At 63.6% G+C, this 14,580-nt stretch carries 12 protein-coding genes; 7 read left to right on the plus strand and 5 right to left on the minus strand.

Going from position 1 to position 14,580, the window contains the following annotated elements; genetic code table 11:
* The first annotated feature begins 100 nt into the window (after positions 1 to 100).
* From ACVWZT_RS19195 to glsB, 3 genes are all read left to right on the plus strand, one after another.
* The gene (locus ACVWZT_RS19195; protein ID WP_457470794.1) at positions 101 to 1,306 is read left to right on the plus strand and encodes an ISL3 family transposase; all 1,206 of its coding nucleotides are present in this window, start codon (positions 101 to 103) and stop codon (positions 1,304 to 1,306) included.
* Positions 1,307 to 1,472: 166 nt separating this feature from the next.
* Entirely contained in the window at positions 1,473 to 2,267 is a 795-nt protein-coding gene (locus tag ACVWZT_RS19200) for an NYN domain-containing protein (protein WP_457470796.1), read from the plus strand.
* A gap of 214 nt (positions 2,268 to 2,481) precedes the next feature.
* Complete coding sequence (glsB, locus tag ACVWZT_RS19205; RefSeq protein ID WP_457470797.1) at positions 2,482 to 3,390, plus strand: glutaminase B; 909 nt, start codon at positions 2,482 to 2,484, stop codon at positions 3,388 to 3,390.
* Positions 3,391 to 3,487: 97 nt separating this feature from the next.
* Here glsB and ACVWZT_RS19210 read toward each other — a convergent pair whose 3' ends face one another.
* Together ACVWZT_RS19210 and ACVWZT_RS19215 are read right to left on the minus strand one after the other, a co-directional pair.
* Positions 3,488 to 3,751, minus strand: coding sequence for a DUF3077 domain-containing protein (locus ACVWZT_RS19210; protein ID WP_457470799.1), 264 nt, complete (start codon positions 3,749 to 3,751; stop codon positions 3,488 to 3,490).
* A gap of 82 nt (positions 3,752 to 3,833) precedes the next feature.
* Positions 3,834 to 4,076 (minus strand): hypothetical protein, encoded by a 243-nt coding sequence (locus ACVWZT_RS19215; protein ID WP_457470801.1) that lies wholly within the window; start codon positions 4,074 to 4,076, stop codon positions 3,834 to 3,836.
* Between the two features lie 368 nt (positions 4,077 to 4,444).
* On the opposite strand from ACVWZT_RS19215, the gene ACVWZT_RS19220 reads away from it, so the two are divergent.
* On the plus strand, positions 4,445 to 5,107 hold the full coding sequence (locus tag ACVWZT_RS19220; RefSeq protein WP_457470802.1) for an HD domain-containing protein: 663 nt from the start codon (positions 4,445 to 4,447) through the stop codon (positions 5,105 to 5,107).
* Between the two features lie 40 nt (positions 5,108 to 5,147).
* Here ACVWZT_RS19220 and ACVWZT_RS19225 read toward each other — a convergent pair whose 3' ends face one another.
* From ACVWZT_RS19225 to ACVWZT_RS19235, 3 genes are all read right to left on the minus strand, one after another.
* Complete coding sequence (locus tag ACVWZT_RS19225) at positions 5,148 to 6,311, minus strand: AAA family ATPase (protein WP_457470804.1); 1,164 nt, start codon at positions 6,309 to 6,311, stop codon at positions 5,148 to 5,150.
* 76 nt (positions 6,312 to 6,387) lie between these two features.
* Entirely contained in the window at positions 6,388 to 7,110 is a 723-nt protein-coding gene (locus tag ACVWZT_RS19230; RefSeq protein ID WP_289132925.1) for a FadR/GntR family transcriptional regulator, read from the minus strand.
* 1,430 nt (positions 7,111 to 8,540) lie between these two features.
* Positions 8,541 to 10,274 carry an IlvD/Edd family dehydratase gene (locus ACVWZT_RS19235; protein ID WP_457470806.1) on the minus strand — a complete coding sequence of 578 codons (1,734 nt, stop codon included), beginning with the start codon at positions 10,272 to 10,274 and terminating at the stop codon, positions 8,541 to 8,543.
* Positions 10,275 to 10,456: 182 nt separating this feature from the next.
* Between ACVWZT_RS19235 and ACVWZT_RS19240 the strand changes: the two genes are divergently transcribed.
* The 3 genes from ACVWZT_RS19240 (at position 10,457) to ACVWZT_RS19250 (ending at position 14,561) form a co-directional block, all read left to right on the plus strand.
* Positions 10,457 to 11,764, plus strand: a complete 1,308-nt coding sequence (locus ACVWZT_RS19240) for an MFS transporter (protein ID WP_296229820.1) — start codon at positions 10,457 to 10,459, stop codon at positions 11,762 to 11,764.
* A gap of 28 nt (positions 11,765 to 11,792) precedes the next feature.
* Positions 11,793 to 12,782 carry an AraD1 family protein gene (gene araD1, locus ACVWZT_RS19245; RefSeq protein WP_457470808.1) on the plus strand — a complete coding sequence of 330 codons (990 nt, stop codon included), beginning with the start codon at positions 11,793 to 11,795 and terminating at the stop codon, positions 12,780 to 12,782.
* Positions 12,783 to 12,986: 204 nt separating this feature from the next.
* Positions 12,987 to 14,561 (plus strand): aldehyde dehydrogenase (NADP(+)), encoded by a 1,575-nt coding sequence (locus ACVWZT_RS19250; RefSeq protein ID WP_457470810.1) that lies wholly within the window; start codon positions 12,987 to 12,989, stop codon positions 14,559 to 14,561.
* The last annotated feature ends 19 nt before the right edge of the window (positions 14,562 to 14,580 follow it).

Genomic DNA, 14,580 nt, shown 5'->3' on the forward strand with positions numbered 1-14,580 from the left:
ATTTTGGTTCTTCACGGAATCCCGGGAAATATAGAAACAAGAACGCCGGTTTGATGGATGATGTTCGTGCGAGCAAACACATCTACAAACCGGCGTTCTTGTGCACGATATTAATACGTTTCTGCCCTTTTGGGAGGGCTTTTCTGTCATCGCCATCAGGCCTGACGGCGATGACCTGCTGATCGACCTGATCCCTCAGCCCACCAGATTCCCCACCTGCAGCGGCTGCCATCGGCCCAGCACCACCACCCACGAATACTGCCAGCGCTCGATCCGCGACCTGCCCATTCTTGGCCGCGCAGTTCGGCTGAATGTGGAACTGCGGCGTGTCGGGTGCAATGCATGCGGCAAGCGAATGGAGTCAGTCAGCTGGCTTGACCGCTATTCGCGCATGACCAAGCGTTTGGCTGCAGCCGTGATCCAGGCTTGCCGACGCCTGCCCACCCTGCACGTCGCCGAGCTGTTTGGTTTGCATTGGGACAGCGTGCGTTTGCTGGAGCGTCGGGCGCTACAAGCCGCATTGGAGAAGCTGCCGAAGGCCCAGCCCAGACGCTTGGTGATGGACGAGTTTGCTTTGTTCAAAGGGCATCGCTACGCCAGCGTGGTGCTGGATGCCGATACTCGCCAGGTGCTGTGGATCGGCGAAGGACGCAGCCGAGCTGCCGTCAGGCCCTTCTTCGAAGAGCTGGGGCGTGAGGGCTGTGCGCGGATCGAGGCCGTGGCAATGGACATGAATACCGCATTTGACCTGGAGGTGCGCCGGCACTGCCCTCAGGCGAGAGTGGTCTACGACCTGTTTCATGTGGTCGCCAAATATGGACGAGAAGTGATTGATCGTGTGCGAGTCGATGAGGCTAACCGTCTGCGCCATGACAAACCTGCTCGCAAGGTGATCAAGCAAGCGCGGTGGCTGCTGCTGCGTAATCCGGAGAATCTCAAGCGTGAAGATCAGCAGGTGCGCCTGCAGGATCTGCTTGCGGCTAATCAATCGTTGATGACGGTTTATCTGATGAAGGCAGAACTCAAAGCGCTGTGGTCACCCACCACAGCCTGGGGCTGGCGATCAGCCTGGAAGCACTGGCTACGAATGGCTGATGAAAGCGCGATACCGGCTCTGAAGCAGTTCGCTAAACGCCTGAAGAGCTACTGGCACGGCATCCTGAGTAGGGTGCGCTGGCCCATGCACACGGGGCAGTTGGAGGGCATCAACAACCGGATCAAGGTGATCAAGCGGATGGCTTACGGCTACCGGGACAGCGAATTCTTCTTCATGAAGATCAAGAATGACTTTCCCGGCAATCCGTGAAGAACCAAAATTTTTCCATTCGCGTATCTCGTAACCAGTTTGGTCGCGGCTAGAAAGCGGCAAGCATGAGCTTTCGCCAACGGATGGTAAGTGCGCGATGCGATTTGATATCGGAGGTGAGATTTCCCGCACTCTTGGAGATATGGTTGGTTTCTAAGGACAACTCATGGAAAGTCACAGCGCGAATCATTCCCAGAATCATCTAGCAGTACTGATTGACGCCGACAACGTCCTAGCCGCCATCGTTGAGGGTTTGTTCGAAGAAATTGCCAAATACGGCGTAGCCAGCGTCAAACGCATCTATGGCGACTGGACCGGCCCACAACTGGGTGGCTGGAAAAAGGTCCTTCTCGACTACTCCATCCAGCCCATCCAGCAATTCGCCTACACAAAAGGCAAGAACGCAACCGACAGCTCGTTGATCATCGATGCGATGGACCTGCTCTACACCCGACGTTTCGATGGCTTCTGCCTGGTTTCGAGCGACAGCGACTTCACCCGCCTAGCTTCACGCCTGCGTGAGGAAGGCCTGACCGTTTATGGGTTTGGTGAAGAGAAGACACCGAAGCCATTCGTGGCCGCCTGCGACAAGTTTGTCTACACCGAGCTGTTGCGCGAGGAGGTGTTGCCGCCTGTCTGCGAGCAAGTGGCAGGTGACGCTGATGCCGCTTCCGGCGCCGGCAAGCCGAACAAAGACGTAGTTGCTCGCAAAAAGCCGAAAGTCCCGGTTGGCTTCATCAACAAGATTCTGGACGACCTTGCTGACGAGGAGGGCTGGGCGAGCTTGGGGATGCTGGGCGCAAACATAACAAAGCTCCGACCGGAGTTCGATCCGCGTACGCATGGTTTCAAGAAGCTGAGCGATCTGATCAAGGGGCATCCACATGCGTTCGAGCTACAGGCACGGCAGCTTACAGGTGGCGCGAGTGCGCTTTACGTTCGCCACAAAACCGCCCGCTAAGTGCAACCTGCATCGAGCCGTTCACGTTGTATCCCCTGATGACTTGCCCACTGCCACGTGGAGGCACAAGCCTGGCTGATCCTGCTGGCCCCATGGCCACAGCCCGGCATGGTAGCCTCCGCCATTTCTTGTCGAATGTGTGATTTCTCCCGCTTAACCTTCGTCAAGAACACTACCCCTAAGCCGTCGTCTGGGGATTGATACAGGGCCCTCCATGCAAACGCTGTTGAACGAGATTCTCGAAGAAGTACGTCCCTTGATCGGCAAGGGCAAAGTGGCTGACTACATCCCTGCGCTGGCCGACGTGCCGGCGAACCAGTTGGGCATCGCCGTCTACGGCAACGATGGCAGTTATCACTGCGCGGGCGACGCCCTGGTGCCGTTTTCGGTGCAGAGTATTTCCAAGGTGTTCAGCCTGGTCCAGGCGATTGGCCATTCGGGCGAGGCCATTTGGGATCGGCTTGGCCATGAGCCCTCCGGTCAGCCGTTCAACTCGCTGGTACAGCTGGAGTTCGAACGCGGGCGCCCGCGCAATCCGTTCATCAACGCGGGTGCGTTGGTGATCTGTGATATCAACCAGTCGCGCTTTGCAGCACCTACCTTGTCGATGCGCGATTTCGTGCGGCGGCTGTCGGGCAACCCGCATATCTCGATCGATGCGCGCGTTGCTGATTCGGAGTACCAATTCCGCGCGCGTAACGCGGCCATGGCGTACCTGATGCAGTCGTTTGGCAACTTCTATAATGAGGTCGAAACGGTGCTGCGTAGCTATTTCAGCTATTGCGCGCTGCAAATGAACTGCCTCGACCTGGCCAAGGCGTTCTGCTTCCTGGCCAACGATGGCTTCTGCAAGCACAGCGGCTCGCAGATTCTCACCCCGCGCCAGACCCAGCAGGTGAACTCGATCATGGCCACCAGCGGGCTGTATGACGAGGCGGGCAATTTCGCCTACCGCGTGGGGCTGCCTGGCAAGAGTGGTGTGGGCGGTGGCATCGTGGCGATCGTGCCGGGGCAATTCACTGTGTGCGTGTGGTCACCTGAGCTGAACGCTGCGGGCAACTCTCTGGCCGGGATGGCGGCGCTTGAGTTGCTGAGTTCCCGTATTGGATGGTCGGTGTTCTGATCAGCAGCATTGCTGATTAGCCATGTGGCAGGGCGTACGAATTGCCTTCAAGTCTGTGCTTCGCTCCAGATCTTGAAGGCAATTCAGTGAGTGATGTTCAGCGCATCATGCCCAGCTCGGCATCGTCCATCAGCGCCTTGGCTAACGCGCACAGGTAGTGCGAAGCCCATATCAGCTGAGGCTTGTCTTCCATCAAGCCGTCCAGGGTCAGGTCCCGTGCGTAGCCCATCAGTTCCGAGGCCTGTTCGCGGGCGCTCTGGCAAGGGATGCCGGCTTCGATGCGGAAGAGGGGATGGGTCTGGTTTGCACCTTGGTAGAAGGTGGTCTTGCCGACGGTGCATCTGGTTTCTTCAGTAGGCATTGTTCAATCTCCCCGAAAATCGCTAGTGCCTGCGCTGGCCCTATCGCCGGCAAGCCAGCTCAGGCGACACATCGTTGAAGCCTTAGTGCAAGGTCTGAGGCTCAGAGGGCATTTGCACCTGGATCAGCGCTTGCTCAAGCAGGGCTCGCAGCGTCTCCAGCTCATGCATCGACGCCATCATGAGAATTGAGGCCGATGACTTGGGATGCAGCAGCATCGCCTGATGTACAACAGTCGACGCGCACAATGCGTAATCCGTTGCCTGGATCAGAGTGTCTTCAAGGGATTGGTGGGCGTGGGGCGGATCGGGGACGATCTTGAGCATGATGGAACTCCAACGTAGTAGATGGAGCTACCTCGTCCTTGCTGTCAAACAAGAGGGTGGCAGCTGTACGCGGGTTGACAGACCGAGACGTTGGCACTCGGCGCACCACAGGGTGCCCGCACGTACAGCCGCCATTAAAGCGTGCACATGAGGACAACGTCAGCAGTCTGTCAAAACCGGTCGCTGAATTGGCAGCGACCAGCCGAGACTAGAATCCACGTTGACCATGTGCAACGAAAAACAGGCGCAGGGAGTATCTTTGGGAAACGGCCTACATGGAAGTGCCTATTTCTGATTTTTCGCACGTTATCCTTCACAGCTCGTAGCGCTTGCTGCAGCGCATTCACCCGAAATGGAACGCACCAGCGATGACCAGCGAAGCTTTCGCCCCTTTCCAACACCTCGCCGCTCAACTGCTGAAACATCTCCCGCCAGACCACCAAGACGGCTCCCACGACCTAGCCCACATCCACCGGGTATGGGTAAACGCGCAGCGCATCCAGCGGGCAGAGGGCGGCGACCTGGAAGTACTGCTGGCCGCGACGTTACTGCACGACTGTGTGCCGGTCGAAAAGAACTCACCTTTGCGCAAGCAGGCGTCGAGCTTGTCGGCCGACAAGGCCAGCGCCATCCTCACCGCGCTTGGCTGGGCGTTGCCGCGTGTCGAGCAAGTAGCCCATGCGATCAAAACGCACAGCTATTCCGCAGGTTTCGAGCCGGCGAGCCTCGAAGCCCGAATTCTGCAGGACAGTGATCGCCTGGACGCCATCGGTGCGGTGGGTATTGCCCGATGTTTCTACGTATCCGGGCGGATGGGCTCGGCGCTGTACGATTTCGAGAATCCCGCTGCGCAGGGGCGGGCGTATCAGGATACGGCCTACGCCATCGAGCACTTTCATACCAAGCTGCTCAAGCTGGCATCGGGCTTCAAGACGGCGGAAGGGGCGCGCTTGGCTGCCGAACGCCACGCGCGGCTGAAAACCTACCTTGCGGATTTCATGGAGGAGGTTGGGGCTAACGGCGTTGGCTGACGGAAGTGGCACATGGCTCAAGGTCCGCAAGGGCGCAGATTCAATCAGGCCATCGCCACAGCGGCCCATCCAGCAAGCCAACCCCGCGTAACCCGGTCTGCCCTTGGCTTTTCTCCAGCTCCAGCACATTGCACCCGTCGCACGCCCTCAACGCCTCGATCAAAGGCCGGCTGTGCGACACCACCCACACCTGGCTACGTTGCGAAGCGCGAATGATCAGGCGCGCCAGGGCGGGCAGCAGGTCGGCATGCAGGCTGGTTTCCGGTTCGTTCAGCACCATCAGCGAGGGCGGGCGGGGTGTCAGCAGCGCGGCCATCAGCAACAGGTAGCGCAAGGTACCGTCCGACAGTTCCGCACCCGCTAGCGGCCGCAGCAGCCCGTGCTGGTGCAGCCGCACGCTGAACAACCCGCCAGGCGGTGCATCGATCGCCAGCCGGCTGCCGGGGAACGCGTCCTCCAGTGCGGCCATCAGGTCTTCGACATCGCCAATTTCGAGGATGGTTTGCAGCGCCGGGGCGAGGTTGCGTCCGTCGTGGTGCAGCACCGGTGAACGGGTGCCCAGCTGTGGCTGGCGACAGGGGGCGTCGCGGTCGATGCGGAAGTGGTCGTAGAAGCGCCAGCTGTTGATGTACGCGCGTAGCTCGCCAATCTCTGGCGCCTGGCGCGGGCGGCCGACAATGTTGAAAAAGCTCTCGCCGCTGTCGGCATGCTGGTCGAGCACCGCCCAGCTGTTGCCTTCGCGGGCGCGCACCAGGGCGTTCCGGCGCTCCACCAGCAACGACGCGGGCCGGTAGGCGCCCGCGGCCCAGATGGCTTCGCACTTGATCTCGGGGTCGAGCATGAAGGCAGACGGGTACGGCAACGGAATCGGCAGGCCGAGGGAGATGGCAAAGCTGAGGTCCGCCGTCGCAAAGCCCAGGCGCAGGCGTTTGGCCTGGCTCGGGTGCTGGCCCTGGATCGGCACTTCGCCGCGCTGCATGCGGGCGCTGGGTTCGGGCCCGGCCCACCAGGTCGAATCCAGCCCGCCTTCACGGGCCAGCGCTGCGACCACGCCGCCCTGGGCGGTTTCGGCGAGCAGGCGCAGGGCCTTGTACAGGTTGGATTTGCCGCTGCCGTTGGCGCCGGTCACCAGGTTGAGCTGGCTCAGCGGCAGCACCAGGTGGTTGATCGAGCGGTAGTTGCCGATGGCGAGGGTGGTGAGCATCTGTATGTCCAGGCTTTGGCGCCGAGCGGGTCATTCTGGCCGAACGGCGGCGGCATGGCTACCGTTCAGCACGGGCTCAGCTAGCCGGGTCCTGGCCCAGCACCTTGGCCAAGGCCACCCGGGCATCCTCCAGTTGCACCAGTGAAGCATGCCGCGCGCCCAGCGCGTCGCCGTTCTGGATGGCGGTCAGGATTGCCTTGTGCCGGGGCAGGGCGAGTTGGTCGAAATTCGCCCGCTGGTTGGAATAGCGCACCGACTCGCGCAGTGCCATCGACAGCATGTTGCACAGGTAGGCCAGCAGGTCGTTGTGGGTGGCGTCGGCGATGCGGGCGTGGAAGTCCAGGTCGGGTTGCAGGCGCTCTTCATGGTTGCGTGCGGCTTCCATGCGCTGGTAGGCCTCGGCGATCGAAGCGACGTCCTCGGCGCTGGCGTTGGTGGCGGCCAGCGCGGCGGCGGCGGGCTCGATGACCCAGCGCACGCTGGACAGCATGTTGAAGAATTCCTGCTGCGGCGTGGCCTGCATCAGCCAGTGCAGTACATCGGGGTCGAGCATGTGCCAGTCATGCCGGGGCCGGACCAAGGTGCCGGTACGCGGGCGGGCTTCGATCAGGCCCTTGGCGGTGAGGGCGCGCATGGCCTCGCGGAATACCGGCCGGCTGATCGCGTAGGTTTCGCACAGGCTGGCCTCGGAGGGCAGCTTCTGCCCGGGTGCGAGTTGGCCGGAGACGATCTGTACGCCAAGGTCCTGGACCAGGGTGGCGTGCATGCTCTTGCGCGTGGTGGGCTGGCGGTAGTTCATGTGCGGCGGGGGCGATCCTTCGGGCGGGGGCAGCATCATAGCATTAGCGCGGCAACGCGGTGCATGGCACCGGCTGCGCCGGTGTTCGCGGCTGAAGCCGCTCCCACAGGTGTAGTCTCAACTCGAAGCCAGCGCAGTACCTGTGGGGGCGGGCGTGCCCGCGAAGCAGGCGACGCGGAGGATGGCACCGGCTGTGCCGGTGTTCGCGGGGCAAGCCCGCTCCCACAGGACTAACGCCAGCTTTGAACATTTGAGCAAGACAGTTGCTCCCGCAGGTGTAGTGACAACTCGAAGCAGCGCAGTACCTGTGGGAGCGGCCTTGTGCCGCGAAGCAGGCGACGCAGTGGATGGCACCGGCTGCGCCGGTGTTCGCGGGGCAAGCCCGCTCCTACGGGAATAACGCCAGCTTTGAACATTGGAGCAAGACAGTTGCTCCCGCAGGTGTAGTGACAACTCGAAGCAGCGCAGTACCTGTGGGAGCGGCCTTGTGCCGCGAAGCAGGCGACGCAGTGGATGGCACCGGCTTTGCCGGTGTTCGCGGGGCAAGCCCGCTCCCACAGGAATAACGCCAGCTTTGAACATTTGAGCAAGACAGTTGCTCCCGCAGGTGTAGTGACAACTCGAAGCAGCGCAGTACCTGTGGGAGCGGCCTTGTGCCGCGAAGCAGGCGACGCGGAGGATGGCACCGGCTGCGCCGGTGTTCGCGGGGCAAGCCCGCTCCTACAGGAATAACGCCAGCCTTGAACATTTGAGCAAGGCAGTTGCTCCCAGAGGTGTAGTGACAACTCGAAGCAGCGCAGTACCTGTGGGAGCGGCCTTGTGCCGCGAAGCAGGCGACGCGGAGGATGGCACCGGCTGCGCCGGTGTTCCCGGGGCAAGCCCGCTCCCACAGGAATAACGCCAGCTTTGAATATTTGAGCAAGACAGTTGCTCCCGCAGGTGTAGTGTTAACGTGAAGCAGCGCAGTACCTGTGGGAGCGGCCTTGTGCCGCGAAGCAGGCGACGCAGTGGATGGCACCGGCTGCGCCGGTGTTCGCGGGACAAGCCCGCTCCCACAGGAATAACGCCAGCTTTGAACATTTGAGCAAGACAGTTGCTCCCGCAGGTGTAGTGACAACTCGAAGCAGCGCAGTACCTGTGGGAGCGGCCTTGTGCCGCGAAGCAGGCGACGCAGTGGATGGCACCGGCTGCGCCGGTGTTCGCGGGGCAAGCCCGCTCCCACAGGACTAACGCCAGCTTTGAACATTTGAGCAAGACAGTGGCTCCCGCAGGTGTAGTGTCAACGCGAAGCCAGCGCAGTACCTGTGGGAGCGGGTTTACCCCGCGAAGCAGGCGACGCGGAGGGCGGCATTGCCGGTGTTTGTGGGCATGCTCTGATGCAACTCAGTCAAGCGATTTGGGGCCGCAAAAAGCGGCCCCAAGGACGCGCCTTAATGCGAGTGCTTGGGCACCGCCGCGCCGCGGCAACCGACCAGGAAGTCGAAATCGCAACCTTCGTCGGCCTGCATTACATGGTCCAGGTACAGCCTGGCGTAGCCACCGCTGATCAACTGCGGCGGGGCTTGCAGGTCGGCCAGGCGGCCAGCCAGTTCCTGCTCGGAAATGTCCAGGTGCAGGCGGCCTGCCTTGCAATCCAGTTCGATCCAGTCACCTTCACGCACGGCAGCCAGTGGCCCACCCGCCGCAGCCTCCGGCGCCACGTGCAGCACCACGGTGCCATACGCCGTGCCGCTCATGCGCGCGTCGGAAATACGCACCATGTCGGTCACGCCCTGGGCCAGCAGCTTGGCCGGCAGGCCCATGTTGCCGACCTCGGCCATGCCTGGGTAGCCCTTCGGCCCGCAGTGCTTCATCACCAGCACCGAGCTGGCGTCCACCTCCAGTTCGGGGTCGTTGATGCGTGCCTTGTAGTCCTCGAAGTTCTCGAACACCACCGCCCGACCACGGTGCTGCATCAGCGCCGGGGTGGCCGCCGACGGCTTGAGCACGGCACCCTTGGGCGCCAGGTTGCCGCGCAGGATGCAGATGCCGCCGTCGGCCACCAGCGGCTTGTCGATCGGGCGGATCACCTCTTCGTCATACAGCGGCGCAGCCTGGCAGTTGTCCCACAGGCTCTTGCCGTTGGCGGTCAGCGCGCCGGGGTTGGGCAGCAGGCCATGTTCGCCCAGGCGGCGGATGACCGCGGGCAGGCCGCCGGCGTAGTAGAACTCTTCCATCAGGAAGCGGCCCGAGGGCTGCAGGTCGACCAGGGTCGGCGTGCCGCGGCCGATGCGGGTCCAGTCTTCCAGTTGCAGGTCTACGCCGATGCGCCCGGCGATGGCCTTGAGGTGGATCACCGCGTTGGTCGAGCCACCGATGGCGGCGTTGACGCGGATGGCGTTCTCGAACGCCTCGCGGGTGAGCAGCTTCGACAGGCGCAGGTCTTCGCGCACCATGTCGACAATGCGCATGCCCGACAGGTGGGCGAGCACGTAGCGGCGTGCATCCACCGCCGGGATGGCGGCGTTGTGCGGCAGCGAGGTGCCCAGTGCCTCGGCCATGCAGGCCATGGTCGAGGCGGTGCCCATGGTGTTGCAGGTACCCGCCGAGCGCGACATGCCGGCCTCGGCCGAGAGGAACTCGTTGAGGTCGATCTGGCCGGCCTTGTAGGCCTCGTGCATCTGCCAGACGATGGTGCCGGCGCCAATGTCCTTGCCTTTGTGCTTGCCGTTGAGCATCGGCCCGCCGGTAACCACGATCGCCGGCACGTCGCAACTCGCCGCACCCATCAGCAGCGCCGGGGTGGTCTTGTCACAGCCGGTCAGCAGCACCACGGCATCCACCGGGTTGCCACGGATCGCCTCTTCCACATCCATGCTGGCCAGGTTGCGGGTGAGCATGGCGGTGGGGCGCAGGTTGGATTCGCCGCTGGAAAACACCGGGAACTCCACCGGGAAGCCGCCCGCTTCCAGCACGCCTTTCTTGACGTGTTCGGCAATCTTGCGGAAGTGCGCGTTGCACGGGGTCAGCTCCGACCAGGTGTTGCAGATGCCGATGATCGGCTTGCCCTGGAACTCGTGGTCCGGGATGCCCTGGTTCTTCATCCAACTGCGGTACATGAAACCGTTCTTGTCAGCGGTACCAAACCATTGGGCGGAGCGCAGCGGGCGTTTGTGATCAGACATGGGGACACCTAATTAGTATTACTATTTGTCGTTGTGAGGCCGACTGTATCGACAAAAAAGCGCTATGTGAAGGCTTGTTGTTTTAAATAGTAATACTATAAGATCGATTTCTCGGTCGATGGCCTGCCAAAAAGCCCGACCAGAGTGCTCTGCCCATTACAAGAACAATCGGAGACATCGCCATGATTCAGGAGCAGCGGCTGGTCCGCCTGATCACACTGAAACTCATCCCTTTTCTGGTCCTGCTGTACCTGGTGGCCTATGTCGACCGTTCTGCGGTGGGCTTTGCCAAGCTGCACATGGGCGCCGACATCGGCCTGGGTGACGCGGCCTATGGCCTGGGAGCCGGGCTGTTCTTCATTGGTTATTTCCTGTTCGAGGTGCCCAGCAACCTGTTGCTCGACCGCTTCGGCGCGCGCCGCTGGTTCGCCCGCATCCTGGTTACCTGGGGCGCGATCACCGTCGGCATGGCGTTCGTCACCGGGCCCAACGGCTTCTACCTGATGCGCTTTCTGCTGGGGGCAGCCGAGGCGGGCTTCTTCCCGGGGGTGCTGTACTACATCACCCAGTGGTACCCGGTGCGCCATCGCGGCAAGATCCTCGGCTTCTTCATCCTTTCCCAGCCGCTGGCGATGCTGATTACCGGGCCGCTTTCCGGCGCGCTGCTGGGGCTCGATGGCAGCCTCGGCCTGCATGGCTGGCAATGGCTGTTCATCTGCATCGGCACCCCCGCGGTGCTGCTGGCCTGGCCAACCCTGCGCTTGCTGCCGGACGGCCCGGCCAAGGTACGCTGGCTCAGCGACGAGCAACGCAGCTGGTTGCAGGAACAGCTGGCCAACGACCTGCGCGAGTTCGGCCAGACCCGCCACGGCAACCCCCTGCATGCCCTGAAGGACGGGCGGGTGCTGTTGCTGGCGCTGTTCTACCTGCCGGTCACCCTGAGCATCTACGGCCTGGGCCTGTGGCTGCCGACGCTGATCCACCAGTTTGGCGGCAGCGACCTGGTCACTGGCTTCGTTTCGGCGGTGCCGTACCTGTTCGGCATCATCGGCCTGCTGATCGTGCCGCGCAGTTCCGACCGCCTGAATGACCGCTACGGCCACCTCGGCCTGCTTTACGCCTTGGGGGCGCTCGGCCTGTTCCTCAGTGCCTGGCTGAGCGTGCCCGGCCTGCAGCTGGCGGCGCTGTGCCTGGTGGCCTTCGCGCTGTTCTCCTGCACGGCCATCTTCTGGACCTTGCCGGGGCGGTTCTTCTCCGGTGCCAGTGCCGCTGCCGGCATCGCGCTGATCAACTCCATCGGCAACCTCGGCGGCTACCTGGGCCCGTTCGGCATCGGTGCACTCAAGGAGCACACCGGGCAGCTGTCGTCGGGCCTGTATTTCCTGGCTGTGGTGATGCTGTTCGGCTTGTTGCTCACCGGGGTGGTCTACAACCGCCTCGAGCGCCGCCAGCGCCTGGCTTCCACGCGGGTAGCCCCGGCCTCCCGCTAAATTTGGCAACCGAAAAGCGAGCACAAGCATGCGATTGATTCAATTCGAAACCGCCACCGGCGCACGCCGGGTGGGCGTGGTGGAAGGCGAGTACGCCCTGGAAGTACGTGGCACCGGCAGCACCCGTGAGCTGGCCTTGCAAGCCATTGCCGCTGGCCGTGACCTGGCCGCCGAAGTGCAGGCCGCTGGCCTGGGCGAGCGCCACGACTACCTGGCCCTGCTGGCCGAAGGCCGGGTGTTGCCACCGCTGGACCATCCGGACCCGGCGCACTGCCTGGTCACCGGCACCGGGCTGACTCACCTGGGCAGCGCCGCGACCCGCGACAAGATGCACCAGCAGCAGGCCGAAGGTACCGTGACCGACAGCATGCGCATGTTCCAGTGGGGCCTGGACGGCGGTCGACCGCCGGCAGGCGAGGAGGGCGCGCAGCCGGAGTGGTTCTACAAGGGCGACGGCGGCATCGTCGTGCGCCCGGGCGCCGACCTGCCGCTGCCGGCGTTTGCCGAGGATGCCGGCGAGGAGCCGGAGCTGGTCGGGCTGTACCTGATCGCTGCCGACGGCACCCCGTATCGCCTCGGTTATGCGTTGGGCAACGAGTTTTCCGACCATGTGATGGAGCGGCGCAACTACCTGTACCTGGCCCACTCCAAGCTGCGCGCCTGCAGCTTCGGCCCCGAGCTGCGCCTAGGCGCGCTGCCGGCGCACCTGGAAGGTACCAGCCGCATCCTGCGCGATGGCCGCGAACTGTGGCGCAAGCCGTTCCTGTCGGGCGAGCAGAACATGTGCCACAGCTTCGAGAACCTGGAATTCCACCACTTCAAGTACCCGCAGTTTTTGCGCCCTGGCGATATCCACGTGCATTACTTCGGCACCGCCACGCTGTCGTTCGCCGACGGTATCCAGGCGCGCCCGGGCGATACCTTCGAGGTCAGCCTCGACGCCTTTGGCCAGCCGCTGCGCAATGGCATTGCGGCCGCACCCGCGCAGGTCCGCCCCGGGCTGGTGAAAAGCCTTTGATCGCGCTGCCAGCCGGTTGATGGATCGGGGCCGCCTTGCGGCCCTTCGCGGGCTCGCCCGCTCCCACAAATACGGCGCAAGCTGCCAGAACTGCGCGGTTTCTGTGGGAGCTGGCTTGCCTGCGATGGGCTGCGCAGCAGCCCCTTTCCACTAACTGCCTGAGACGAGCATCTGAACCTTCCTTCTCATTTACAGGAGTCAACCATGACCGCAAGCAACTTCATTGGCGGCCAGCGCAGCGCTGCTGGCAGCGTGCGCCTGCACAGCCTCGATGCGCGTACCGGCGAAGCCTTGCCGCAGGCCTTTACCCAGGCCACCCCAGAAGAAGTGGACGCCGCCGCGCAGGCGGCCGAAGCGGCGTTTGCCGAATACAACGCGCTGGCGCCGCAACGCCGCGCGCAGTTCCTCGATGCCATTGCCGACCAGCTGGATGCGCTGGACGACACCTTCATCGCCACCGTGTGCCGCGAAACCGCGCTGCCGGCTGGGCGCATCCAAGGTGAACGGGCGCGTACCAGCAACCAGATGCGCCTGTTCGCCCAAGTGCTGCGCCGCGGCGACTTCCTCGGTGCGCGCATCGACCGCGCCCAGCCACAGCGCCAGCCGCTGCCACGCCCGGACCTGCGCCAGTACCGCACCGGTCTCGGCCCGGTGGCGGTGTTCGGCGCCAGCAACTTCCCGCTGGCCTTCTCTACCGCCGGCGGTGACACCGCCGCAGCGCTGGCCGCCGGCTGCCCGGTGGTGGTCAAGGCGCACAGCGGCCACATGGCCACCGCCGAGCAGGTGGCCGAGGCAATCGAGCGCGCCGTGCTCGCCACCGGCATGCCCGCCGGCGTGTTCAACATGATCTACGGTGCCGGTGTCGGCGAAGCGCTGGTGCGCCACCCGGCGATCCAGGCGGTGGGTTTTACCGGCTCGCTCAAAGGCGGCCGGGCCCTGTGCGAGCTGGCGGCGGCGCGCCCGCAGCCGATCCCGGTGTTCGCCGAAATGAGCAGCATCAACCCGGTGCTGATATTGCCGGCGGCCTTGCAGGCCCGGGGCGAGCAGGTGGCCAGGGAACTGGCCGGCTCGGTGGTGCTGGGCTGCGGGCAGTTCTGCACCAACCCTGGGCTGGTCCTGGGTATCGCTGGCGAAGCCTTCAGCAGCTTCCTTAGCGCGCTTGGCACGCAACTGGCCGACCAACCTGGGCAGACCATGCTCAATGCGGGCACCTTGCGCAGCTATACCCAAGGTGTGCAACGCTTGCACCAGCACCCGGGCGTGCGCCATCTGGCCGGTGCCGAACAAGCGGGCGACCAAGCCCAGGCGCAGCTGTTCCAGGCTGACGTGAGCCTGCTGCTGAACGGTGACGTCTTGCTCCAGGAAGAGGTGTTCGGGCCGGCCACGGTGGCCATCGCCGTTGCCGATGAAGCCGAACTGCGCCGCGCCGTGCAAGCCCTGCATGGGCAACTGACCGCCACCCTGATTGCCGAGCCGCAAGACTTGCAGCGCTTCGCCGCGCTGGTGCCGGTGCTGCAGCGCAAGGCCGGGCGACTGTTGCTCAACGGCTACCCGACCGGCGTGGAAGTGTGCGATGCGATGGTGCATGGCGGGCCGTACCCGGCCACGTCCGATGCACGTGGCACCTCGGTCGGCACCTTGGCCATCGACCGCTTCCTGCGCCCGGTGTGCTACCAGGACTACCCGGACGCGCTGCTGCCCGACGCCCTGAAAAATGCCAACCCGCTGGGCCTGCAACGCCTGGTCGACGGCCAGCACAGCCGCGAGGCGCTGGCCTGACGCCTGGAGCTGCGCCGTT

This window comes from Pseudomonas sp. TE21394 (assembly GCF_054057835.1).